Below are 23,954 nucleotides of genomic sequence, written 5' to 3'. Positions count from 1 at the left end.
GAAAAGCGCGTATTTTTAGTCATCCTGTTACCTCTCTCTCAAAGAGTTTAGTCTCCAGGATTCCCGGGGCGGTTCAGTTTATGCATTTTCCCCTTTTTCGACAGATGATGCAACACCCATTATCGCGCAACGCATTCCATACCGCCGCAGAATCAGGAGAAACGGCGAAGGCGAAAACGTTGTGCATTGCCTGGAAGTCGAATTTCTGCGTAAAGAATCCATGTTGGTTAATGAAAAATGGACTCTTGAGTATCACCCGTCCCGGGGTCATTTTATCATATTGACGATCAAGGACGGTTTTTTCCACAATACTTTGGCGGAGTCCGCGGAAATGGCGACTATTTTGAAAAACTTACTGACTTCCCATGGCGCGTTCCCCTCTTTATTGACACTAGAGCATATCACGTTAATTTCCGGCATGAGTGAGCTCGAGAAATACATCAAGCGGGGGAGGATATTGGCGCAAAAACTCAATATCATCATTCAAATCACGCCCGCATTGACCAGTGAACACATTCGCGATCGTCATCCGGAATGGTTTGCCAATTACTATCCCGACCCTACGTCCCATGAATTTGTAAACGAGGCAGTCCAGCCTTTTTTTCGTGACGCCCATGAAATCCAGCTCATCAATAATGAACGTATTTACAGTCTTATTTCCTTGCTCATCAAATTACGTAAAATGATAAACAGAAGCCGTACTAAAAGATTTGGCACGGCCATACCCGCCATTTATATCAATCTTGGCAGAGTGCTTCTCAATGACCTGGGCGTGAACGTTTTTGTTGAGCAATACAAGCTGTTACCCGACGCTGGAGACAAAATCCGCGCGATTATAACGGAGTATTCCCTCTGGACGGGAGTTTCCAACGATGTTTTTTTGCAATGTTATTTCGACATTATCCTTGACGTGGAATCACTCAGGCATCTGGCGACGTGGTTTTTACCGTAATGGCGGGCTAACCCATCCAGGCGACGTCCCCCGCTCACCGTTGCCTGTAACAAGAACAGCCCTGTATGGGTTGTCCTGCCCCACGAAATTATGCCTAACCTTTAACCCCATTCGAACTGCATAGCGGCGGGGAGTGAGTGATTTTAGCAGATGGTTGGCTATGCGTTTATACTCGTCATATTTCACGTTGCTTCGTTGTTGGTTGCGTTCGGTCACCCCGGTCACATCGTCATGTGACATCGTTGGCTATGCTCCTGGGGGGGCATGAGGGGCTCCTGTCTCTTACCGGAGGCCCGTCGTCAAGGGTTCAAGTGCGTTCGCGGCGAATTTGTCGCTCCCTTGCCGCCGCGAAGCCACTCGACGTATTTGGCGTCTAAGCGCTAACCCGACCGACATAGGGCGACCTGATTGCGACACTCGTATTTATCCCTGTTTAGCCGGCGCTGACGCCTTGCCTGGGAATTGACACCATGACCGACCGTTCCAACGACCACATTGCGCGTACCATTGGCGATCACGGCATTATCGGGGATTTGCGCACTTGCGCGCTTATCGCCGTCGACGGCGCTATTGATTACTTTTGCTGGCCCGATCTGGACAGCCCCTCGGTATTTTCCGCACTGCTCGACGGCGATGCATCCGGGGTTTTCAGCTTGGCCACGGACTGGACCGGGATTCGTTTCCAGCAGCTTTATCTGCCCGATACCAATATTCTGCAGACCCGCTGGCTGGCCCCGCACGGGTTGGCCGAAATAACGGATTATATGCCTATATGCGATATTCCGGAGCAAAAACCACGTTTAATCAGACGATTGCAGGTCATTCAGGGAGAAGCGGTTTTCCGCCTGCGTTGTGCGCCGGTTCATGACTATGCCCGCGCGGAAACCCGCGCGCGGCGCGCGGGGAACGGCGCGGTGGATTTTAGCGCCGCCGGCCAACCGACCCTGCGGCTGGCGGCCTCCGGCGTGGCGCTACGAACTGAGAACAATGCCGCCACGGCACGATTTACCTTGCGGGCCGGCGAGTCCGTGGAATTTGTGTTCGGCAGCGCGGAAGATGAAGAGGTGACGGCGGGCAATCATCGGGCCTGTTTCGAACAGACGCTGCGATACTGGCGGCGCTGGTGCGCCAGCAGCAGTTATCGGGGCCGCTGGCGGGAACGGGTCAGCCGGTCGGCCCTGGCGCTGAAATTGCTCACATCCCATCGTCACGGTTCAATTGCCGCGGCCGCGACTTTCGGGTTGCCGGAACGCCTGGGCGGCGTGCGAAATTGGGATTATCGCGCCGCCTGGATCCGCGATGCCTCATTCAGTGTTTATGCCTTGATGCGACTGGGATATACCGGCGAAGCCGAGGCATTTATTAAATGGGTCGCCCGTTGCCTGCAACACAGCCGTAACCGGCCGGACAAATTGCAGGTCATGTATCGCCTAAACAGCGATATCGAACTTCCGGAAGAGGAATTGCCCCATCTTGCCGGCTATGCCGGTTCCCGGCCGGTGCGTATCGGTAATCTGGCCTACCGCCAGTCGCAATTGGACATTTATGGCGAGTTGATGGATGCGGTGTATCTGGCCAATAAATACGGCGAGGCCATTTCCCACCGGGGTTGGCGTTACATCAGCGAAATGATCGATCATGTTTGCGCCAGTTGGAATCAAGCGGATGCCGGTATTTGGGAAATGCGCGGCGAACCGCGTCATTTCCTGCATTCCCGTCTCATGTGCTGGGTCGCCCTCGATCGCGCGCTCCGTTTGGGAATGAAACGTTCCCTGCCGATGCCCTACGAGAGATGGGATCAGGCCCGCAGCGCCATTCGCGATGATATCTGGACGCATTTCTGGAACGCGGAGCTAGGGCATTTCACCGCCACCCGCCACGGCAAGGATCTTGACGCGTCCATGCTGTTGATGCCGTTGCTGCGTTTCGTCGGCGCGACCGACCCGGACTGGCTGGCGACCCTGGACGCCATCAAGACCAATCTGGTGCAAGACGGGCTGGTGCGACGCTATGACAACGCCATGACCCCCTCCGACCCCTTGCCGGGACGGGAAGGGGCTTTCGCCGCGTGCTCATTCTGGTATGTCGAATGCCTGGCCCGCGCCGACCGGCTGGAGGAAGCGCACTTTGAGTTTGAGAAGTTGCTCGGTTACGCCAATCATCTTGGTTTATATGCCGAGGAATTCGACAATCAAGGGTATCCCCTGGGCAATACCCCTCAGGCGCTGACCCATTTGGCAATGATCAGCGCCGCCTTTTTTCTGGACCGCAAACTGGGCGGAGAGCAAATGCTTTGGCGCCCCTGAATGGCGGCGGGCATGACCCGTCCCGTCGCCTTATCCCGCGCAGACCGCGGCGCCTTTTATCAGCCGCGCGGCCGATCAAAGGGCCGACCAGCGGACGGTAATGGAGAATGACAGGCTCTCTTGCGGCGCCAGGATGTGTAACCCCGGCAGGCCCGGCATATTATGCGCATTTACCGGGTGCGTCTGGGGTTCCAGGCAAATGAAATCACTGTTTTGCGGTTGATAAACCATTAGGATATCGGTGGCGCTCTCAAGTATTACCCTGGCGTCGTCCCGCCCACGGCGCAATTCCGCCCGTCCCTGCCAGCCGGAAAAGGCATTATTGATCCAGCCATCGCCGGGCGGGCGCGGCGTGGAAAAATCCCAGGCGCCAGGCACGCCGCTTCGCCATGGTCCGGGCAAATGCCGGCGTTGTTCCGGCCAATAGCCCCGGGCCTGAAAACACAACCGCGCCGATGGCGGTTTGACGAAAAAAGGATGAAAACCGGCGCCATAAGGGAAAGGTTCTTCGGCCAGGTTGGTGATGCGCAAGTCGGCCGATAGCGTCGTGCCCTGCAAGCGGTAGCACAGCTCCGCCCGGTAGCGATAGAGGGTCGCCAGGGAGGAGGTCAGCGTGAAGATCACTGAATCGCGCCGACGATGGAGGACGTCCCAGGTTGATATCCAACCATCGCCATGCAGGAAAAATTCCGCGTCATAGGGCGATTTCGGCAAGTTCCGCTTTGTTTCCCGCCAGTCAAAGGCGTTGCCGGCAATCCGGTTGGCCATGGGCAACATCGGAAACATGGCGCAGTCGCCGGGCGCGGCAGCCGGGTCGCCCGCCGGCCGCAGTACGGGCACGCCGCCGGCCGTCAAGCTTAACACGGCCGCGCCCTGGGGCCGGCATTGCAGGACCAGCGCATCATTATCCAGCGTGATGATGGTCATATTCCCACTCCGCCTGGGATCCGAAACGCTGTTCAAGCGCTTCCAGCGTCACGCCTTTGGTTTCCGGCACCCGGCGCCAGATGAAGGCGAAACCGGCCAGACAGATCGCCCCGTATAGCAAAAAGCTGCCCGATGCGCCCAGGGCGGTATTCAGCAGCGGGAACGTGTAAGTCAGCAGGAAACAGGCCACCCACAAGGCGAACGTGCCGACCGCCATGGCCATGCCGCGCACCCGGTTGGGGAAAATTTCCGACAACAGGACCCAGGTCACCGGCGCCAGGGTCAGGGCGTATACGGCGATGGCCGCCAACACCAGCAATAATACCGGCATGCCCATCACGCCCAGGGCGTAGGCCGCGGCAATCAAGGCGTAGATGATGGTCAGGCCCAGCGAGCCGATCAGCATCAATTTGCGCCGGCCGACCCGGTCGACCAGCGGCAGGGCGATGATGGTAAATACCAGGTTGATAAGCCCGGTGGCGACAATGGATCTCAGGGTATCGTTGATATCGAAGCCGGCGGAGGCGAAGATTTCCTGCGCATAATTGAAAATGACATTGATGCCGCACCATTGCTGGAACACCGCCAGCACGATCCCGATGATCATGACCGGCCGGATCCGCGGGGAAAACAATTGCTTCGGGCTGCCCCGCCGGGCATCGTCGGCGGTCATGGATTGCCGGATTTCCGCCAACATGGCGTGGGCGTAATCGGCATCGCCAATTTTTGCCAGCACCTTTTCCGCTTTTTCAAAACGTCCGGACTTCACCAGCCAGCGAGGGGATTCCGGCACCCTGAATAACAGGATTAAGAAGGCCACCGCCGGCACCGCGCCGGAACCGAACATCCAGCGCCACCCCATCTGGCCGTTCCAGGATTGCGCGATGGCCTGCATATCGGCGCCGGCGGCGACCGGTTCGGCGATCATTAGATTCACCCACTGCGCGGCCAGAACACCGATGACGATCGTCAATTGGTTGACCGCCACAAATTTCCCGCGGGTTTCCGCCGGGCTGACTTCGGCGATATACATCGGCGATAGCGCCGAGGCCAGGCCGATGGCGATTCCGCCGATGATGCGAAAAATCACGAACACGGTAAAACTGTCGGCGGTGGCCGCGCCCCAGGCCGACACGGTGAACATGACCGCCGCCAGCAGTAACGGCAATTTCCGGCCAAAACGTTCCGACAGCGTGCCGGAAACGATCGCGCCGAGCACGCAGCCGGCCAGCGCTGAACTCATCGCCCAACCGGACAGGGCCGGATTGGCGATATGGAAATAGGCTTCATAGAACGGCTTGGCGCCGCCTATGACCACCCAATCGTAACCGAACAACAGGCCGCCGCAGGCGGCCACCAGACAGATGGACCAAATGTAGGCAAGATTCAGACGGTAAGTGTTTTTCATAAGACCACCCTAAAAGTGTGTTTGCGAGCCGTCCTGCATCTCCACCGCCAACCTCTCGGCCAGGGTGGAGAAAAGCTGCGCTTTATCATGACTGGGGTAACGCGTGAGCAACGCAGCGCATTGCCGCCGCCAGCCCGTGGCATCCCCCTGTCCCAGAGAGGCCAGGGCGCCGACGAACAGGCAATGTTGCCGGTGGCTTTCTTGAGGATCGCTGTCCAGTACCACCAAATCGGGCAAGGACACCGCGAAAAAATCCGGCTCCGCCGGCTGTTCGATGGCTTTCGCCGCCCAGTCCCCCATGGCGTCGAAAATCTCCGCCGCCTGTTGGCGTTTTCCTAAACGCGCCAGGGCCGCGCCGCGGTAGAACAGATAGTCCACCGGTTGGTCGTTGTAATACCGGCTTTCCACCAGGTCGCCGCAACCTTGCGCGGCGCGCAGGAAATAGGTTTCGGCCTGACCGCCGTCGCCGGTTTGCGCCGCGCAGACGCCCAGCCAGAAATAGATATCGTTGTCGGTTTGTCCCACCAGCCGTCCTTCGCCGAGATTGGCCGGATAATGCAAGGCTTCCCGCAGGCAGCGCGCCGCTTCGCCCGGTTGGCCGCCGGTTAACAGGTGATGGGCCTGACGCAGGCTGGCGATAATGTATTGACCGGTGACCCTGCCTTCGCCGCCCTCCCAGGGATGGAAGTCGTGATTGAGCAGTAGTGCTTTTGCCTTGTGCCACTGGCCGAGCTGGTTATACAGACTCAATAGTTCGGCGATGATGTCATCGCGCTTTAACGCCACCGGCAAACGCGCGGTCAGTAATTCCAGACGCGAGGCCGGTTCGACGCCGCATAACCGGCGCAAGCAATCGAGTTCAAATAGCAGACGCGCGTCCTCGGGCGCCAATGCCAAGGCTTTGCGCAAGCAATGTTCCGCCTCGGCCGGGTTGTGTTCTTTATTGAAATAAAACACGCCCAGATCACGCCAGGCCCCGGCGTTGCCCGGTTCCAGCTCAAGGGATTGCCGCCAGTATTCCACCGCCCGCGTATAATTCCGCTTGCTGTAATGAAAGCAGCCCAGGAGATAGTGGGCGAAGCCACATTCCGGTATCTGCTCCAGGCAGGCCACTTCGGCCAATTGATTGGGAAACCGCACATTCCCGGCAAAGTGGTCTCTCGCCTGTTTGAGCAGCGCCAGGTAGGCTTCATGGGAAATTTGCGGCTTTAACAACCGGGCGCGCAGATACAAAGGCAGGGTCTCCTGGCTGTCCAGCCATTGGAGAACGGCCAACGCTTCCGCATCCATACCGAACGACAGCAAATCGGCCGCGATATTAAGCGCGTTGATGCCCCGATCGCCGGTGACCTGGTGGAGCGCCGCCAGGGATTCGGGGCGGTTATCGAACAGATGGCGCAAAGCGTATAGCAGGTAGTGCAGCGGATAGGTTTCCAGCAGCCCGTCGATGGCGTCCAGACTTTCTTTTAACCGCCCGGTTCGCTGCAATGACACAACCTTTAGGGCAAGCATGGCGTAATGGTTTTTGTTGCACGCCAGTCCCTGTTCGACAAAGGACAGCGCTTGCGTCCACTGCCGTCGGCGGGCGGCAATCCTGGCCAGACCGAAAAATCCGCCGGCCTTGCCGTCGCCGCTCCATGTGGCGCGGTAGAAATCCTCATAGGCGGGTTGCAATTGCCCCAGACGTTCCTCGGCGCGGGCGCGCAGTAGGCTGGCATCGCCATACTGCGGATTTTTATTCAGGCGGTGGGCCCGCCGTAAAGCGGCGTCGGCGTAACTGATGGCGTGCGGATAATCGGCCCGGTTGTATTCGATGACGGCCAGCGCCAGGTTACAGCGGTAATCGCCGGGATCCAGCGCCACTCCCCGCTGGTAATACGCTTGCGCGCCATGGCCGGCATGGTTGTATTGCTCCAAATGCTGGCCGATGAACCAGGCCTCGTCGGCGCTGTCGATTTCCCCGGCCGGTCGCGGCGCGACGGCCGGCGTCGGCAGCGGCTCGCCCGTAGGCCGATGTTCCAGATAGGCCAGGGCGGTCTTTCCCTGTCCGTCCAGAAGTTCCATGGTGAGCCGGCCGGGAAAATCCCCGGTCAATTCATCCAGCAGCACCTCAACGGGAGAGAGCGTGACGGCGATATCCAACAACGCCCGCGGCATGGCATCGCTACGGATCACCAGCCGGTAACCGCTCAGGGGCGCTATCGCGTATAAACCCCAGGTCAGGCCCGCGCCGGTGCGTTCCAGCTTCAGCGCCGCCAGGGTATTGGCATTCTGTATCGTGCCAAGACTGTGATAAGGCAGAAAATTCTGGGTAAACCGTTTTTCCTCGCCCGCATCCAGCCAGGTGAAATCGGGCTGATTATCGGTGAACACCCCGGTCATCAGTTCGATGTAGGGTCCGTTGGCGTCGGTCAGGTTGCGATCCCAGGCACGGCCGAATTCGCAGTTACCCCAGGTCCATTGTTTTTTCCCCGGCGAGACGTCATGATCGGCCACATGCAGCAGCCCGCCGCGTTCCTCATGGTCGTAAGCGCCGACGAAGTCGTAATCCGACTTGTAGGCCATATAGGAGGTGGGAACAGGAATATTTTTGTAGCGGGAAATATCCACGCCGGCCGAATAATCCACTTTGTAGTAAGTGCCGGTGGCGATGGGGAACGTGGATACATCCCGCTTACCGTGATCGAAAACCGCCGTCACATCCGGTGGAAATACGCTCTGATGCCCATCGCCGCCCTTTACCGCCGGATTGGCCCACCACAGGAAATGGCGTGGCGTGTCGTTGCCGTTGAATATCCGCGCCGAAATTTCCAGCAGCGCCCGATCAGGATACAGGGTAAAACCCGCCATCACCTGCAACCCGCGCATGGGTTCCGCCTCTCCCAGCCAGACCGTGCATGAGCCGTCATCATGCCGCCGGCATTGGTAGTCTACGGGCATAAAGGTGGTCGGCCGGTGGTGCTGGGGCCAGTTGAATTCGATGCCGCCGGAGATCCAGGGTCCCAGTAAGCCGACCAGCGCCGGCTTGATCACTTCGTTGTGATAAATAAAATCCCGTCCGCGGATTTTGTCATAGGCCCGCTGGATCCGACCGCCCAGTTCCGGCAGAAACATAATCCGTAAATAGTCGTTTTCCAGCCATAAGGCCTGGTATTGCCGCGGCGCCCGTTCGCCGACCAGGGTATCGATTACGCCATAGGGATAAACCGCCCCCGAGGATCCCTGGTATACCCGATGTTCAAGGAACATGGGATGCGTATCCTGTTCGCCCGTCGGATAGGTCGGAATCGTCACGTCTTCCCGCCAGATTTTTACTGCCCCCGCCATGTCCGCCTCACTCAATATTTTGATTAAAAGTTCTGGTGCAGGCAGTATAGTGGACAATATCTCGCCGTTTTACGTAACCCAGTCACGCAATATACTTAAGTGAGTTTAGTGAATGAATCTGCGGGGAATGAACAGCCACTACATGCGCTGTTACAACAAGTCAGTGATTATCAGTCACTTATATCGGCAAAAAGTGGCCAGCAAATCCACGCTGGCACAGCTGAGTCAATTGAGTATTCCAGCGGTCAGCAATATCCTTGATGAGTTGCGGGCGGACGGTTATATCCTGCGATTGGAACAGAATCTGCATAAACGCGGCAACAATAGCGGCAGTTATCAAATCGCCACCCGGGGCAATATTCTCTGTCTGAACGTCTCGCCGTTTTTGGTGGAAAGCGTCCTGACCGATGGTCTCGTCCGGCCGCTGCAACCCCTGCGGCAAACTCCGGTGCAAATCACCACGCCGCAACAATTGCCGCAGGAAATCGAAAAATATTACCGCCACTACCGACAATTCGAGCCGGATACCCCGCTGCGCATCGCCCTTTCCGTACACGGGCAGGTCAATCCGCGTACCGGCGTATCGGAAAGGATGCCGCAGGCGCTCTGGCACGAACCCATCGAATTACGCTATCTGCTGGAAAGAAAACTGGCGACCCGACTGTTGATGGATAACGACTGCGTTATGCTGGCGTTGGCGGAAAAATGGCAAAACCCGGACAGCGCCGATGATTTTTGCGTGATCAATGTCGACTACGGCATTGGGTCATCGTTCGTTATCGACCGGGAAATCTATCGCGGCGATTTGTTCGGCAGCGGCCAAATCGGCCATACCATCGTCGACCCCGATGGCACGGCGTGCTCCTGCGGCCGCTATGGCTGCCTGGAAACCGTCGCTTCGCTTTCCTCGCTGAAAAAACAGGCGCGCCGCCAATTAAAACTGACGCCCGCCAGCAGTCTGGAAAACCAGCACATCAATACCGCCTGGCTTATTGAGCGGTTTCACGCCGGCGACGCAGCGGTCCGCCAGATGGTCGGCAACGCGGCGCGGGCCATTGGCCTGAGCCTGTACAACTTTCTCAATGTACTGAATATCACCCATATTACCCTTTACGGCCGCAGTTGCCTGTTCGGCGAGGACTGGTTGGGCATTATCCACGAGCAGACCTATTTTAACCCCTTCGACCATGCCGGCACCGCCAGGGAAGGGGCGACCCGGATTGAAATCGGCGGCCTGACCCGGCAGCGACAGATAATGGGTATTGGTTTCCTCTACGCCGAGGAAATGATGCAAAACGAGGTCTTCAACAACACCGCCATTCACCGGACAACCGACCCCGCCGGCGGGAAACTCCGCCTTTAGGGCGTTTCCGGCAAGAGGCCGATAAAGGTCGTTTTTTTGCGCGGTCCGGTCATCAACGCCTCTAACTGTTCCGCGCAACGCAGATAATGCGGTGTTTTTTTATGGGCCGCCACCGCCTGCTCGTCCCGATAAGCCTCGTAAATATAAAAACGGTTGGGCAGTTTATCGTCGCGCAGCACGTCGAAGCGCAAATTACCCGGTTCCCGTATTGAGCCCAAATGGTTTTGCCGGAACACGGCGAGAAACTCGTCCACCCGTTCCGGTTTGATGTTGATTTCCACCAGCGTTACATGCATGGCCCTTCTCCCGCGCAATTTTGCCGCTCACTCAGGAACAACTGATAAGCATGGCCGGCGTCCTCGCCCCCATGCACCACCGCCCGCACCGCCTTGAGCATGGCCGCCGGCGCGGCGGACTGAAAAATATTCCGCCCCATATCCACCCCGCACGCCCCTTGATCAATGGCCCGGTAGCACATTTCCAGCGCCTCTCGTTCCGGCAGTTTCTTGCCGCCGGCTATCACAATCGGAACTGGACATCCGGCCGTGACCCGTTCAAAACCGTGCTCGGTATAATAAGTTTTGATGATATGCGCGCCGATTTCCGCGGCAATACGCGTCGCCAGGGAAAAATAGCGCTGATCCCGGGCCATCTCCTTGCCGACGCCGGTTACCGCCATGGTCGGCATACCATAACGGTTGCCTTGGTCAATGAGCTGAATAATATTTTTAATGGACTGATGCTCGAATTCACCGCCGATATAGACCTGGGCCGCCATGGCCGCCACGTTCAACCGCAAGGCGTCCTCGATTCCGACCGCCACCGCTTCATTCGACAACTCGCCGAGAATGGAATTGGCGCCGGAAGCCCGCAGAACCACGGGTTTATTCACCTCCGGCGCCACCACGCTACGTAAAATTCCCCGCGTACACATCAATACGTCAGTGTGAGGAAACAGCGGCGCGACATGTAAGTCGATCCGCTCAAGGCCTGTGGTCGGCCCCTGGAAGTAGCCATGATCGAAGGCCAGCATCACCGTGCGTCCGGAAACGGGATTGAATATCCGCGCCAACCGCGCCTGCATTCCCCAATCCAGCGCGCCGCTGCCCTTGAGAAAGAACGGGCGGTGCCGCTGCGCCACACCGACGCCGAAGTCTTTTCCATCTTTGATATCATCCAAATCAGCCATTACGCCGCCCTCCCGTCAGGTTAGAAATCGTATTTATCGATGTTGTCCTTGTCGAACTGCACCCGCTGCGGCAGCAGTACGATGCCGTTATTTTTCCCTTCGTACTGATAGCCCTGAACACTGTTGGGCGAGACCTCCACCTGGCCCACCTGGGGGATGGTCAATTTATCTCCCACTTTTAACGCGCCTTTTTGTAGCATCTCATGGGCGACATACACCGCGATTCTGCCCTGCTGCACCACGTCCCACAGACCGAAGGTTTTAACCGTGCCGCGTTCCACATAGGGGCGCATCACGTTGGGCGTGCTAAAGCCGACGATGGCAACGTTGTGGCGATCAAGATTTTCCGCCGCCTGAGCGGCGGCCGGCAAGGCATTGGCGTCCGGGGCGATAATCGCGTCCAGGTCGGCATAAGCCTTGAGAATGCCTTCGGCGGTTTGCAGGGATTTGGCGGCATCGTTATAGCCAAATTGCGTCGTAACGATGGTCCAGCCGGCATGCTCGGCGGCGATTTTCGCCTTGGCCTCTTTGACCCATTGATTCTGATCGGTCACCGTGGGGCTGGAGTAGAAAAACGCCACTTTGGCCTTTTCTTTGTCCACGCCTTTGGCCGCCATATCCACCAGCAGGGAACCAAGCTGGGTCGGCGTGCCCTGATCGATATAAATCGAACGGCATTCCGGTTTGGTGTCGGAATCCCAGGTCAATACCTTCACGCCGCGCTGCATGGCGCGTTTGAGCGCCGGGCATAAGCCGTCGGGGGACACCGCCGAGACGATAATGGCGTTATAGCCCCGGTTGACGAAGCTATTGATCAACTGGACCTGACCCGACACGCTTGGCTCGGTGGGGCCGTCATAAGTGACGTCCACGCCCAGTTCCTTGCCCGCCGCCAGCGCGCCGTTGCCGCCGCTGGTGAAAAATCCCACACCGACCAGCTTGGGAATGAAGGCAATCCGTTCCGCGGCGTGGGTGGCGGAGAGACCGGCCGCCGCCAAACCGAGCGCGCCTGTCAATAACACATTGCGCCAGAGAGTATTTGCCATAGCAGTGCTCCATCGATCGTGGATAGGGTTACAGTGAAGCCCGCGGGCGCAGCCGGCGGGCCAGAAAACGCCTCAGTGCTTCGCGGTGCAGGCTGACAGAGCGGCCGAGCACCACCAAAATCAGTAATGCGCCGGATAAGGCGCTGGAAACCTGGCTGGCGATACCGGCCATTTGCAGCCCTTGCTGCAAAAAGCCCACTAACAGCGTGGCCAGCGCGGTACCGAGAATCGACCCTGAACCGCCATAGATATTGGCCCCGCCGAGCACCGCCGCGGTAATGGCCGGCATCAACAGGGTGCCGCCCAAATCGGAACGGGCGGAACCGAAATAGGACGTCATCAAAATGGCGGCGACGGCCGACGCCAGACCGGTCAGGCCATAGACCGCGCACAGCGTGCGGCTGGCGGGTACGGCGTTATAGCGGGCCGCGCGGGGATTTTGGCCGATGACAAACACATGGCGTCCCAGCCGGGTACGGTGCGTCAGCAGCCAAAAGCCCAGCAGTAATGCCAGAAACAACGATAGCGGCATGGGCAAACCGGCCAGGGTGAGATTGGCGAAATCGGTGAACGCCGAGGGAAACCCGCCGATACCTTCATAGCCGGTGGCCCCCGCCAGCCCCGATAGCAACAGGGCGCTGCCGCCGTAGAGATAGAGCGTTCCCAAGGTGATCACCAACGGGTTGACCCCGGTATACAAAATAAGGCCGGCGTTCAGCAATCCGCAAAGCAGCCCCAGCATTAGCGTCAGCGGTATCGCCGCCGCCAGCGGCACTCCCGACTGGAACAGCACGCCCAGCGCGATAGCGCAGAGTCCGACGGTGGCGGCGAAGGAAATATCGATACCGCCACTGATAATCACCATGGTCAACGGTAATGCCACAATGCCGATGGTGATAAAATCGCTGGTACTGAAAAGCAGGGTGGTCAGGTCCAGCATACGGGCATTGATGGCGCCGAACAGAAGGATTTCCATCAGCAGCAACGCCACCAGCGCGCTCTCCCAGCCATAGGCTTTTAAGGTTTTCATCGGGCGGCCCCGCTTTTGCCGCCGGCGGCAAAGGGAATGCGTCGCGCTTCACCCGGCCCCCGCCGCTGGCCTTTTTTCGCCGGAACCGGCCGGGACGGCGTCGGCATGAAGCGGGCATATTTTTGCCGGCGGCGGGTCATCTCCAGGGCGCGCCGTAAACGGCCATCGAAAATCAACACCCCGAGCAGCACCAGACCGGCGATGAAATCATTCCACCAGGCGGGTAAACGCAGCAAAACCAGGACACTGTCGATTTGCGTCAGAAAATACGCGCCCAGCACCGCGCCGGCCACCGTGCCGGTACCGCCCAGCAGGCTGACCCCGCCCAGTACGCAGGCGGCGATGGCTTTCATCTCTAGTCCGCTGCCGGTTTGATTGGGTACAAACCCGATTTGCGCGGCAAATACCATGCCGGCCAACGCCGCCATCAGTCCGTTGAAGGTAAAAGCGGTGATACGAACGAAATCAACCGGCACGCCAAGCTGTCGCGCGCCGGCCAGATTATCCCCCGCCGCATAGAAACCACGGCCAAAAGCGGTGCGGCGGCAAAACCAGAATAGTCCCGCCGCCAGCAGTACAATCAGCCAGCCAAAGGGCGAGACGCCAAGCCATAATGGATTAGCCAGGGATTTAAGGCTCGCCGGCAGATTCTCTATCCATCTGCCGCCGGTCACAAGCAGCATCAAGCCGCGGTAAAGCCCCAACGTCCCCAGGGTGGCGACAATGGACGGAATACGGCATACGGTCACCAGTACGCCGTTTACCATCCCCGCCCCCATACCGATGAACAGCGTGATCAGCAACGATGGAGCGAGGCCCCAGCCGTGCTCCAGCATCAGCCCCAGCGCCACCGCGCATAATCCGGTTATTGATCCCACCGAAACGTCGATATTGCGGGTCAACATCACAAGCGTCGCGCCCAGCGCCAGCAATGACAAAGTCTGCGCGCTGCCGAAAATCAGCAGCGGGGTCTGGATATCGATATCATTACGATTGATGCCGCCCAACAAGGCGAACAGCGCCAGAATCGCCAATAATGCCGTGAGTTCGCGGTTATTTTGCAACAGCTTAATCATGAGCGGCCTCCAGGGCGTCCGCGGAGCCAAAGGCCAGACGCATCATGCGTTCCACCGTGATCTTGCCGGCGCGTACCGGTGCGCTGATCTCGCCTTGGTGCATGACGCAAATCCTGTCGGCCAGCAAGGCGATCTCCTCCGGATCGGATGAAATCAGCAACACGGCCACGTTTTGTCGCACAATCCGTTTCAATAGGGCGTAAATATCGGCGCGGGCCGACACATCCACCCCGCGGGTGGGTTCATCGACAATCAGCAACCGGGGCCGCGCCTCAAGGCATTTGGCGATTAACAGCTTCTGTTGATTGCCGCCGGACAGGGTACGGGCCGCTTGGTCCTCATCGGCATAGCGAATGCCCAAAGCCCGTTGATACCTTGCCAGCACGGCCTTTTCCCGACCGGGACGCAACCACCAGCGCCGGCGCTCATCGGCCAGCGCGCCGGCATTCCAATACAGGGGCGCATCCAGGTATAACCCGGATGCCTGCCGATCCTCCGGCAGATAGACCAGCCCGGCTTCCAGGCGTTGCGTCAGACTCAAGCGGCCCATATCGCGGCCTTCCAGCCGGAACCGACCGCCCCACAGCGGCCGCAGTCCGTATAGGGTTTCCGCCAGCTCGGTGCGGCCGGCGCCCACGACGCCCGCCAGCCCTACAATCTCCCCGGCATACACCTCCAGCGAGACAGAGTGGAATCCCTCGCCGCTCAAATCCTCAACAGCCAGCACCGGCCGTCGGGTATCAGCCGCCTGTCGCTGCCCGGGCAGATCAAGCCACAATTTTTGTTCGGCGCCGAGGGGATTTTCACGATTCACAGGGGCGATGGCCCGGATCAGGGTATCGTCGTCGATGTCGGCGACAGAACCGCTCAACGACAACGCGCCGTCGCGCATTACGCTGACCCGATCGGCCAGCGCCCGGACCTCGGGTAACTTATGGGAGATAAAAATGACGCCGACGCCATGAGGCAGCAATCCCCGTACCTGCTGGAACAACCGCCCGGTTTCCGCCGGCGTCAGCGATGCGGTGGGCTCATCAAGGATCAGGATTTTCGCGTCGCGCATCAGACCACGAAAGATTTCCACTAGCTGCTGTTCAGCCACTTCCAGTGTACCGGCCGCGGCGCGTAACGGCAGCTGACAGCCGAACCGAGCCAGTAGCCCGGCCAGTTTCCGGCTGTCGGCTTGTGGGCGCGGCAAACGGAACAGGATATTTTCTTCGACGGTCATATTGGCGAACAACAGGGGTTCCTGCGGCACCAGGTAAATGCCGCATTGATGGGCGCGTGCCGGCGTCAGGCGATGGAAAGTCCCGCCGCCCACCGATAACGTTCCGCCATCCGGCGCCACCACGCCGGCGATGATTTTCACCAATGTCGATTTCCCGGCGCCGTTGCCACCGAGCAGCGCGTGTATTTGTCCAGGCATCAGGGTAAAACAGATATCTTTTAATACCGTTACCCCCGAATAGCGCTTGCCGATGTTTTGCACCCGCAGCAATGGCGCCTGATCCTGCGGCTGTTGTAGGGTCATATCGCCTCAATAGGAATGAACAAATGAAATTTAATTTTAAAACTGTTCATAATCCTAGTCGGGGAGGTATGATAAAAACGCCAGATGGATCACATTTCAATCATCTCTCTGTTTGTGCAATAATAAGGAAATAACAGGTTAACGGATTTGCCGTGTCTGTCACAGATCATGACTTGTGCAGAATGAACAATTGTATATTATTTTAAAAAGTGTTCCATATGATTAAAAATAATCCGGATTACCCCATCCCAACGGAAACCGGGATGGCCGAGCAGGAATTGACGGCGCGTATTGCCTGGTTCTATTACCACGACGGCCTGACTCAAGGAGAGATTGGCGATTTGCTGGGGCTTTCCCGCCTCAAGGTGTCGCGGTTGCTGGAGAAGGGCCGTCAGTCAGGCCTGATACGGGTGCAAATCAATTCGCGCTATGAGGGCTGTTTGCAACTCGAGGATCAACTACTCGAACGGTTCGGGCTGCAATTCGCGCGGGTGCTGCCCGCGTTGCCGCAGGGAGAGATGAACCAACGCATCGGCGTGGGCGCGGCGCAGGCGCTTATGACCCGGTTGCGGCCGCAACAATTGCTGGCGGTGGGTTTCGGCGATACCGCCATGAGTACCCTTCAGCACTTGAGCGGTTTTATCAGCTCGCAGCAGATTCGTCTGGTGACGCTGTCGGGCGGGGTCGGACCCTATATGACCGGTATCGGACAATTGGACGCGGCCTGTGGCGTCAGTATCATTCCCGCGCCGCTGCGCGCCTCGTCCGCCGACGTGGCCGCTATTTTTCGCCGGGAACGCAGCGTACACGACGTGCTGCTGACCGCCTGCGCCGCCGACATCGCGGTAGTGGGCATTGGCGCGCTCAGCCAGAAACACGACGCCACGATTATGCGTTCCGGATACATCAGCGAAGGCGAACAGCAGTTGTTCGTCCGTAAAGGCGCGGTGGGCGATATCCTTGGCTATTTTATGCGGCGCGACGGCGAGCTGGCCGAGTCCATGCCCCTCCACAATGAACTGATCGGCATATCGCTGACGGATTTATCAAGCATTCCGCTGGTTATCGGCGTCGCGGGCGGGCCCGCCAAAGCCGAGTCCATTCTGGCGGCGCTGGCGGGTCAACGCATCAACGCGCTGGTCAGCGAAGAAAGCACGGTTCGCGCCGTGCTGGCGTTGCTCTGAACGTCGTCGGCCGCTGTTGACGCGCAATCAGGCCGGGTCCGGGGCGCCCTTTACGGTAATTGGCCGCATTTTCTCTCTCGCGCCCGACGCGATTGACACGGAGGCGATATTCATGGCGATACCCCGCACCCCTACCCCATCCGGCGACTGTCTTATGGCGCTGGATGCCGGCACCGGCAGTTTCCGCGCGGTGATTTTTGATACCGAGGGCACCCAGATTGCCCTCGGCCAGGCGGAATGGCAGCACGTGTCCGATCCGGCCATCCCAGGCTCCATGGATTTCGACCTGGAAAAAAACTGGCGATTAGTGTGTGATTGCATTCGCCAGGCATTATCCCGCGCCAATAGGGATCCCGGCCGGATCGTCGGCGTCGCGGCCTGCTCCATGCGCGAGGGCATCGTGCTCTACGACAGGCAGGGCGTTCCGCTCTGGGCCTGCGCCAATGTCGACGCCCGCGCCGGCCGCGAGGTGGCCGAGCTGAAAGCGTTGCATAACTTCAGCTTCGAACGGGAAGTCTATCAATGTTCGGGACAAACATTGGCGCTCGGCGCCATGCCCCGTTTATTGTGGCTGGCCCACCATCGTCCGGATATTTATCATCGGGCGGGCACCTTGACCATGATAAGCGATTGGCTGGCCTACATGCTCAGCGGCGAACTGGCGGTGGACCCGTCCAACGCCGGCACCACCGGCATGCTCAGTCTGACGAGCCGCGATTGGCAACCGGCTCTGCTCGAAATGGCCGGCCTGCGCGCCGATATCTTATCGCCGGTGCGGGAGACCGGCGCCCGGCTGGGCCGGATGACTGAAGCGGCGGCCCGGGACTGCGGTCTGGCGGCCGGCACGCCGGTTGTCATGGGGGGCGGCACGTTTTGGCAGCAGGTGGTGAATTTGCCTGATGCCATTACCGATCCGGACATGAACATCCGGGTTAATCCCCACGTTATCCCGGGTATGGCGCAGGCCGAATCCATCAGCTTTTTCACCGGTCTGACCATGCGTTGGTTCCGTGATGCCTTTTGCGGCGAAGAAAAACTGATCGCCGAACGGATGGGAATCGATACCTACAGTCTGCTGGAGGACATGGCCGCCCGCATTCCGGCCGGTTCTTACGGCGTGATGCCGATTTTTTCCGACGCCATGCGGTTTAAGGCTTGGTACCATGCGGCGCCCGCCTTTATCAACCTGTCCATCGATCCGGCGCGTTGCAATAAACAGACGCTGTTTCGCGCCCTGGAGGAAAACGCCGCCATCGTTTCCGCCTGCAACCTGGAGCAGATCGGACGTTTTTCCGGCGTTCGACCGCAATCACTGGTCTTTGCCGGCGGCGGCGCCAAAGGAAAGCTCTGGTGCCAAATCTTAAGCGATGTCACCGGGTTGACGGTCAAGGTACCCGAAGTGAAAGAAGCCACCGCCCTGGGCTGCGCTATTGCCGCCGGCGTCGGCGCCGGGGTGTATGCCTCGCTGGGGGAAACCGGCGAGCGGCTGGTGCGCTGGCAGCGGGAATACCGGCCGGATGAGGAAAACCACCGCCTCTATACTCAGTTGAAAATCAACTGGCAGACAATATACGCCGATCAACTGGCGCTGGTGGATCATGGTTTAACCACCTCAATGTGGAAGGCGCCTGGCATGTAGGCGATACCAGCGCCTATCATTGACATCCCCCGTCCTGAAGGAGGGGGTTTAACGGCGCACCTGGTATGCCGGCGAAGAGCGACAGACAGGCGCGGCCGCGCCTGCCCGCCTGTGTCACCCCGCATTGCGCGACGGGGTTGCCATGCGCGTTATCCATTGACGCCACGGGTGGTGATTCAGGTTGCCGGTAGCCCCTTGAATCATCCGGCGTTGATACAAACGTAGGACAGAGATGACGTCGCCGTGCTCCCCGAGGTCGTGCCCCCTTCCAAATCAACAGTCACCATCAAGCTTTGGCTTGGGGATTGGGTCCAGTACCGTCTGCTCACGTCGAAACCATAGTGGCTCAGCGGCCCCCATTCAGAACGCAGCGCGCCGCCGGTTTGCCCGCGGCCGTCACCGGCCAAATCACGCGCGGCGCCGTCTTGTCTGGGCAAGCGCATACCCAGGGCCGAACAGGCCGCCACGGCGCCGGCGTAGTCTTGCGCCGGCGCGCCGGCCGGCCAGGTAAACCATTTGACAACCGACATGCTATAGTAAAAGTGATAACCGGCCTTGCGGGCCTCAATTACCACGTCCGCTTCGGGGCGGCGCAGGAAGGTCACAATGCCGTTATTCACCGACACGGCGCCGGGATCCGTACTTGACCAGTCGAACGATGCGAGATCATCCGTCCCCGTCACCGGGTAGATGGAAAATCGGGCGCCGGCGAACGCCGTCTGCGGAAAACCGAAATCGATGGGGAAATAAACATAATCGCTGCCATTGCGTACCCCGTAAAAGGGCTTGTCGACAACCACGAAGGCAACCGGCGTTGTTTCCCTTCCCGTTCCGTCGGCCAACGCGGCGTCCAGGGTGAAAGTCCCTTCGCGGACACTGCTCACGGTGATGGGGAATTTGCCTTCCTGATCGGATTGTCCCTCCGCGGCCGACAGCTTAAGTCCGTTGTCGCTCCCCCACAACCGCACGCCGGCGCCCGCGACCGCATTGCCGAAGTCATCCGTTACCCGGGCGGTGACCGCATAGAAACTGTCGCCGCCATCCGCCACCATGGCCTTGTCGGCATTGATGGGCTGCATAGAGGGATGCGCCACGGTATCAAGCATGATCCGGCTCGCCCGGCCCGCCGTGAAGGTAACCGTTCGGCTGACACTCTCGCCCGAGGCCACCCGGGCGGTAAGTTCGGCGCGGCCCGCCACGGTATGGGTCAGGGTTGCCCGGGCAATGCCGTCCGCGTCGGTGGCGACCGTCGTCGCCATTACCGTCGGATTCCCCTCGCCCGGGCCGAATGACACCGTCTGACCGGCAAGGGGCCGTCCCCGGACATCGGTCACCCGCGCCTGGATTTCATTGGTATCGCGTCCATCGGCCAGCGCGTTATCCCTGATCACGGTCAGATTCTCATCCAGCAGGATGGCCGCATCGGGAGACGCGATAAAGATGACGTCGACATCCCGGTTGGCATGCTCCGCCGTCGCCCTGATTGTCGCGTTGCCCGGTTCGTTACTCACGACGGCGGTCGCCGCGTACCCCTCGTTGTCGGTAACGACATCGGCCACGAGCACGGCGGCGCCGTTATCCGCCGTAAAGTTCACTGTTTGCCCGGCCATCGGCCCTCCGTCATCGCCGGTAATCCTCGCCTGAACCCGGTTGACGGCCCGCCCATCCGCCAGAGCGTAGTTATCCAGCACCGCCAGCTCCGCGATAACGGCGCCGCCGGGCTCGACATGCATCACGGCCGACGCCTGGTTGGAGGCATTGCCTTGGCGGTCATAGGCGATGGCGTTCAGGGTGTAACGATTGCCATCGTTCTGATTCCGATAGGCTGGCAGAACCACCATGACACTCTCCTTGTCCGCCGGGAGTAACGTTCCGCCGGCGGCCAGCAGCGCGGGGCTATCCCATTGAATGCGCGCCAAGCCGTATTTGGCGTCGACCCTGGCGGCCACCCGCACGCGTTCGCCGGTTTTGCCGGTATGCCGTTGCGGCAACGCAAGATGAATCAGTTCCTGCTTGCGGTAGGCCAGCACCAGATGGTTATTGCGCTCCACCAAATCGTGGCGATGTCCGGCCAAGCTACGTCGACCGGCCACCGCTGCCGGATCGGTCTGCGCCCGCCACGATTCCCCCAGCCGGTAATTGACTTGCACATTCAGGCCCAGATCATTGCCGCCCTTGCCAAAGCGCTGATCGCCCCCCAGGGTCACCAGGGGAATCGGGGTGTAGCTCACGCCGGCGGTCAGGGCATAGGGGTTCTTCTGCCGCTGCCGGCCGGAAAACAGCGCGACTTCATCGCCGTGATACTGCTCAAACATGACTGTCCCCCCCCATTGCGGATAAGCCGGCAGCCAGGCCTCGGCCCGGACATCATAGCCATTGGCGGGACGCTCGTCATAGTCGGCCAGCGCGCGGGACTGTCGCCAGTCAGAGAGAGCGACATACCCATTGGCCGACAGTTTCAGGTAATGGGTCCAGGCCTCGGCGCCCAATCCCAGCCGCCGATGCCGGCCGGTCAAATCGTTATCCAGGAACATGTTGGCGCCATAGCGCCATTCGTCCACTTGCCGGCGGACGCCCAGGCCGATATTGACGGTGTTGCGTCGATCCTGGTTGCGGATACCCCATTGGGTAAACAACGAGGCATGCGGGGAGTCATAAAGCGGCAACAACATATCCAGCGCGCTGCCGTCCAGTCTAAAGCGCCGATCGGTATTGAACTGCAACCGGACGGTACCGAAACGGCCCAACTCGCTGGACAAGGCCTGGGCGGCCTCTCCCGTCGCGTAGTCGAGCGCCATATCCCCCGCGGCGGCCGCGCTGTTGTTGGCCTTAAGGATAGCGCCGGCTTTCAGCGCATTGTCGGTTAACCGCTGCTGGCTTAAGTTATCCTCCGATCGTTCGATGGCCGCCACGCCATGTTGGGGTTGCCAGGAGCGCGGTGCCGAGGCGGATAATTGACTGGCAGGGAGAATTAGCATAGCCAGTAAGATATTTCGACTGATTATGCGTGCGTAGGGGAAAACCTGCGGAGCGGCGTTTTTGGCATTTTTTTGCTGATGTCGTTTATCAATAATTGACGTTCTCGCTTTATGTGGCATTTTCTCTGTGTTCCGTTTGAGATAACAATTTGATAAGGAAATGCGCCGCGCAAACCGTCACCGCGGCTAAACAGGATTATCCTGCTTACCTGAACCGCCACATTCATGATGGAATTCTGACTAAAGCTGATAAGGGCGACTGACGGCCCCACGAAATATGGATAATGCAATATAATCATGAGATTGTTATATATTCGGGAAAATAGCCCATTTCCCGTTCCCGGCTCGCACACGCGCCAGAGGATATTTCCTTTAATAGCATTATTTTTTATGGCAGAAAATCTGCTAAAAATGGACATTGTCAATATCTTTTGATCGCGTTATATGATCAGTACTGACTAAGATGCGTCAACTTATCTAAGTTAACCGTTTATCTGAAAGAAAGGGGGTCGTATGGCTTTGCTACCACCCGTCTTGCCTCAACAAGCCGATGGTGTTATCAGCACGCAAAGGATAACCACCGATAATGGCATAATCGTTGAAGTACCGCTGTACGGCAATCTGTCGGTCGGCGATATCGTGCGTTTATATTGGAACGGCAATTTGATGGATACTTATACCATAACAAGTATAACGGATTTGCCGAAAATATTTTTGCTTCCGTCTTCTGCGGGCGCGGTTGGCAACAATATCGTTTATTATACCTCCACCGATACAGTAGGAAATTTAGCGTCATCTCCTTTTGTTAATGTAACCATCGTTCAAGGATCGGTAGAGACTGGCTACACTTTACTCTCAACCGTCGTCATCGATAATGCGCAAGCGGGCAGCTCGCCCGGAAATATCATCATTTATACACTTAATTATAATAACAGCGTCGTCGCCAATTCCTATCTGCTTTTCACATCGCAGGGCGGTACTTTAAGCGCGGCATTCGGTCAAACAAACGACCGCGGGCAATACCAATTATCTATTACAAGCAATGTACAAGGTAGTGTTTTAGTGACGGCAACACCCACTGTCGCCACAGATAAAGTCAATAATACTGTGGTAAGTTTCACGCCGGCGTCGGTAAGCTATAACATTGAAGCGGCAGTTCTGAGCAATAACGCCCCAGCCAACAATATTGCGCAGAATATTGTAAGCGCCCGGCTTTATAACGCTGGCACCGGCGCGGGGATTGCCGGCCAGGTATTGCTGGTCACCGTCGCCGGCCAAGCGAGCTATCCGAGTCTGGTGTCAACGGATAGCCAAGGATATGCTTATATCGCCTTGACCAGCACCACCGCCGGAACCGTGTCCGTCACTGTGACGCAGCAATCCAATCCGTCGGTTTTCGCCACGGCCAGCGTGAATTTTGCCGTTTCTTATCCAATACTGCTGGGCAAGCAAACTGCCTATCTCTGGGGAAATATCGGTCTGCAAACGTTCCTTGGACCTTATAATATTGTTATCAATCATCACTATTATATCGTTCCCTCCCGCCAGCCCTACCAGGTTAAGAATTGCGGAACAGGTTATGCCTTTACCGTCAGCAATTCATCATGCAGTAGAGATTATGGCCGCTATTATACTTTTCTAAATACCAATCTTAGCGATGTCATCGCCATTGCTTCCGGTGCCGGGGCGAATCTGACATCGGAACGCTATTATTACTATCCAGACAGTCACGCCGGCGAAGCGGAAATACAGGTTTGGGATTACGGCCCTTATTACAGCTCTGCCTTCAATCTACCGCGCCAAGACAGCCCGGCAATAGATGAGGCTATCATTGTCCCGATGGCGATGGATGAAAAAAAATGGCACTCGGCAGAGGACAATGGAGAGGGAACGGCACCGATGGACAATACGGACAATCTTGCAAAAGCCGTAGAAAAAGGAGATTGACTTCATTTTTATCATAAAAAAATGATGGCTGCACCGTGATGCTTCGTGTTT

The 23,954-nt window shown here is 58.3% G+C and carries 17 protein-coding genes; 7 read left to right on the top strand and 10 right to left on the bottom strand.

What is annotated here, in order from left to right:
* The 3 genes from FCN80_RS26795 to FCN80_RS11660 all read left to right on the top strand — a co-directional run.
* Nucleotides 1-284, top strand: a 284-nt coding sequence (locus tag FCN80_RS26795; RefSeq protein ID WP_230492625.1) for a hypothetical protein, incomplete at its 5' end; no start/stop codon positions are given.
* A gap of 47 nt (nt 285-331) precedes the next feature.
* The gene (locus tag FCN80_RS11665; RefSeq protein ID WP_136990332.1) at nt 332-952 is read left to right on the top strand and encodes a hypothetical protein; all 621 of its coding nucleotides are present in this window, start codon (nt 332-334) and stop codon (nt 950-952) included.
* A gap of 470 nt (nt 953-1,422) precedes the next feature.
* Nucleotides 1,423-3,258, top strand: coding sequence for a glycoside hydrolase family 15 protein (locus FCN80_RS11660; protein ID WP_136990331.1), 1,836 nt, complete (start codon nt 1,423-1,425; stop codon nt 3,256-3,258).
* A 75-nt stretch (nt 3,259-3,333) separates the two neighbouring features.
* Here the strand turns inward: FCN80_RS11660 and FCN80_RS11655 are convergent, their stop codons facing one another.
* The 3 genes from FCN80_RS11655 to FCN80_RS11645 are packed head-to-tail and all read right to left on the bottom strand — an operon-like array spanning nt 3,334 to nt 8,920.
* Complete coding sequence (locus FCN80_RS11655) at nt 3,334-4,185, bottom strand: aldose 1-epimerase (RefSeq protein WP_136990330.1); 852 nt, start codon at nt 4,183-4,185, stop codon at nt 3,334-3,336.
* Nucleotides 4,163-5,593: a sugar porter family MFS transporter gene (locus FCN80_RS11650; RefSeq protein WP_136990329.1), complete on the bottom strand. Its 1,431-nt coding sequence runs from the start codon at nt 5,591-5,593 to the stop codon at nt 4,163-4,165. The genes FCN80_RS11655 and FCN80_RS11650 overlap by 23 nt, the downstream gene beginning before the upstream one ends.
* A 9-nt stretch (nt 5,594-5,602) precedes the next feature.
* Nucleotides 5,603-8,920 carry a DUF5107 domain-containing protein gene (locus FCN80_RS11645; RefSeq protein WP_136990328.1) on the bottom strand — a complete coding sequence of 1,106 codons (3,318 nt, stop codon included), beginning with the start codon at nt 8,918-8,920 and terminating at the stop codon, nt 5,603-5,605.
* Between the two features lie 127 nt (nt 8,921-9,047).
* Between FCN80_RS11645 and FCN80_RS11640 the strand changes: the two genes are divergently transcribed.
* Nucleotides 9,048-10,283, top strand: coding sequence for an ROK family transcriptional regulator (locus FCN80_RS11640; RefSeq protein WP_230492624.1), 1,236 nt, complete (start codon nt 9,048-9,050; stop codon nt 10,281-10,283).
* On the opposite strand, the gene lsrG is transcribed toward FCN80_RS11640, so the two are convergent.
* Genes lsrG through lsrA form a run of 6 tightly spaced genes read right to left on the bottom strand, consistent with a single transcriptional unit; the run spans nt 10,280 to nt 16,155 of the window.
* The gene (gene lsrG / locus FCN80_RS11635) at nt 10,280-10,579 is read right to left on the bottom strand and encodes a (4S)-4-hydroxy-5-phosphonooxypentane-2,3-dione isomerase (protein WP_136990326.1); all 300 of its coding nucleotides are present in this window, start codon (nt 10,577-10,579) and stop codon (nt 10,280-10,282) included. The two genes, FCN80_RS11640 and lsrG, sit on opposite strands and share 4 nt — an antisense overlap.
* The gene (lsrF, locus tag FCN80_RS11630; protein ID WP_136990325.1) at nt 10,570-11,472 is read right to left on the bottom strand and encodes a 3-hydroxy-5-phosphonooxypentane-2,4-dione thiolase; all 903 of its coding nucleotides are present in this window, start codon (nt 11,470-11,472) and stop codon (nt 10,570-10,572) included. The genes lsrG and lsrF overlap by 10 nt, the downstream gene beginning before the upstream one ends.
* Before the next feature lie 20 nt (nt 11,473-11,492).
* Entirely contained in the window at nt 11,493-12,518 is a 1,026-nt protein-coding gene (lsrB, locus tag FCN80_RS11625) for an autoinducer 2 ABC transporter substrate-binding protein LsrB (RefSeq protein ID WP_136990324.1), read from the bottom strand.
* A gap of 28 nt (nt 12,519-12,546) precedes the next feature.
* Entirely contained in the window at nt 12,547-13,548 is a 1,002-nt protein-coding gene (lsrD, locus tag FCN80_RS11620) for an autoinducer 2 ABC transporter permease LsrD (RefSeq protein WP_136990323.1), read from the bottom strand.
* Nucleotides 13,545-14,624: an autoinducer 2 ABC transporter permease LsrC gene (gene lsrC, locus FCN80_RS11615; protein ID WP_136990322.1), complete on the bottom strand. Its 1,080-nt coding sequence runs from the start codon at nt 14,622-14,624 to the stop codon at nt 13,545-13,547. The genes lsrD and lsrC overlap by 4 nt, the downstream gene beginning before the upstream one ends.
* Nucleotides 14,617-16,155, bottom strand: a complete 1,539-nt coding sequence (gene lsrA / locus FCN80_RS11610) for an autoinducer 2 ABC transporter ATP-binding protein LsrA (protein ID WP_136990321.1) — start codon at nt 16,153-16,155, stop codon at nt 14,617-14,619. Before lsrA ends, lsrC begins: the two co-directional genes overlap by 8 nt.
* A gap of 218 nt (nt 16,156-16,373) precedes the next feature.
* Here lsrA and lsrR point away from each other — a divergent pair, with 218 nt between their 5' ends.
* Together lsrR and FCN80_RS11600 are read left to right on the top strand one after the other, a co-directional pair.
* The gene (gene lsrR, locus FCN80_RS11605; RefSeq protein ID WP_230492623.1) at nt 16,374-17,339 is read left to right on the top strand and encodes a transcriptional regulator LsrR; all 966 of its coding nucleotides are present in this window, start codon (nt 16,374-16,376) and stop codon (nt 17,337-17,339) included.
* A 112-nt stretch (nt 17,340-17,451) separates the two neighbouring features.
* The gene (locus FCN80_RS11600; RefSeq protein ID WP_136990320.1) at nt 17,452-18,978 is read left to right on the top strand and encodes an autoinducer-2 kinase; all 1,527 of its coding nucleotides are present in this window, start codon (nt 17,452-17,454) and stop codon (nt 18,976-18,978) included.
* 200 nt (nt 18,979-19,178) lie between these two features.
* Here the strand turns inward: FCN80_RS11600 and FCN80_RS11595 are convergent, their stop codons facing one another.
* The gene (locus FCN80_RS11595; protein WP_170975374.1) at nt 19,179-21,956 is read right to left on the bottom strand and encodes an inverse autotransporter beta domain-containing protein; all 2,778 of its coding nucleotides are present in this window, start codon (nt 21,954-21,956) and stop codon (nt 19,179-19,181) included.
* A 513-nt stretch (nt 21,957-22,469) separates the two neighbouring features.
* On the opposite strand from FCN80_RS11595, the gene FCN80_RS11590 reads away from it, so the two are divergent.
* Complete coding sequence (locus tag FCN80_RS11590) at nt 22,470-23,903, top strand: Ig-like domain-containing protein (RefSeq protein WP_136990318.1); 1,434 nt, start codon at nt 22,470-22,472, stop codon at nt 23,901-23,903.
* Nucleotides 23,904-23,954 lie beyond the last annotated feature (51 nt).

The sequence above is a fragment of the Martelella alba genome (assembly GCF_005217455.1).
Taxonomy (GTDB): Bacteria; Pseudomonadota; Gammaproteobacteria; order Enterobacterales; family Enterobacteriaceae; genus Acerihabitans.
The sequence above is the reverse complement of the archived record's forward strand: the minus strand, read 5'-3'. Positions and strand labels throughout refer to the sequence as shown.

What these genes read in the sequence shown, in the direction of transcription:
- FCN80_RS11665 (WP_136990332.1), top strand. Translation starts at nt 332, where the DNA reads ATGGCGACTATTTTGAAAAACTTACTGACTTCCCATGGCGCGTTCCCC.
- FCN80_RS11660 (WP_136990331.1), top strand. Translation starts at nt 1,423, where the DNA reads ATGACCGACCGTTCCAACGACCACATTGCGCGTACCATTGGCGATCAC.
- FCN80_RS11655 (WP_136990330.1), bottom strand. Translation starts at nt 4,185, where the DNA reads ATGACCATCATCACGCTGGATAATGATGCGCTGGTCCTGCAATGCCGG.
- FCN80_RS11650 (WP_136990329.1), bottom strand. Translation starts at nt 5,593, where the DNA reads ATGAAAAACACTTACCGTCTGAATCTTGCCTACATTTGGTCCATCTGT.
- FCN80_RS11645 (WP_136990328.1), bottom strand. Translation starts at nt 8,920, where the DNA reads ATGGCGGGGGCAGTAAAAATCTGGCGGGAAGACGTGACGATTCCGACC.
- FCN80_RS11640 (WP_230492624.1), top strand. Translation starts at nt 9,048, where the DNA reads ATGAACAGCCACTACATGCGCTGTTACAACAAGTCAGTGATTATCAGT.
- lsrG (WP_136990326.1), bottom strand. Translation starts at nt 10,579, where the DNA reads ATGCATGTAACGCTGGTGGAAATCAACATCAAACCGGAACGGGTGGAC.
- lsrF (WP_136990325.1), bottom strand. Translation starts at nt 11,472, where the DNA reads ATGGCTGATTTGGATGATATCAAAGATGGAAAAGACTTCGGCGTCGGT.
- lsrB (WP_136990324.1), bottom strand. Translation starts at nt 12,518, where the DNA reads ATGGCAAATACTCTCTGGCGCAATGTGTTATTGACAGGCGCGCTCGGT.
- lsrD (WP_136990323.1), bottom strand. Translation starts at nt 13,548, where the DNA reads ATGAAAACCTTAAAAGCCTATGGCTGGGAGAGCGCGCTGGTGGCGTTG.
- lsrC (WP_136990322.1), bottom strand. Translation starts at nt 14,624, where the DNA reads ATGATTAAGCTGTTGCAAAATAACCGCGAACTCACGGCATTATTGGCG.
- lsrA (WP_136990321.1), bottom strand. Translation starts at nt 16,155, where the DNA reads ATGACCCTACAACAGCCGCAGGATCAGGCGCCATTGCTGCGGGTGCAA.
- lsrR (WP_230492623.1), top strand. Translation starts at nt 16,374, where the DNA reads ATGATTAAAAATAATCCGGATTACCCCATCCCAACGGAAACCGGGATG.
- FCN80_RS11600 (WP_136990320.1), top strand. Translation starts at nt 17,452, where the DNA reads ATGGCGATACCCCGCACCCCTACCCCATCCGGCGACTGTCTTATGGCG.
- FCN80_RS11595 (WP_170975374.1), bottom strand. Translation starts at nt 21,956, where the DNA reads ATGCTAATTCTCCCTGCCAGTCAATTATCCGCCTCGGCACCGCGCTCC.
- FCN80_RS11590 (WP_136990318.1), top strand. Translation starts at nt 22,470, where the DNA reads ATGGCTTTGCTACCACCCGTCTTGCCTCAACAAGCCGATGGTGTTATC.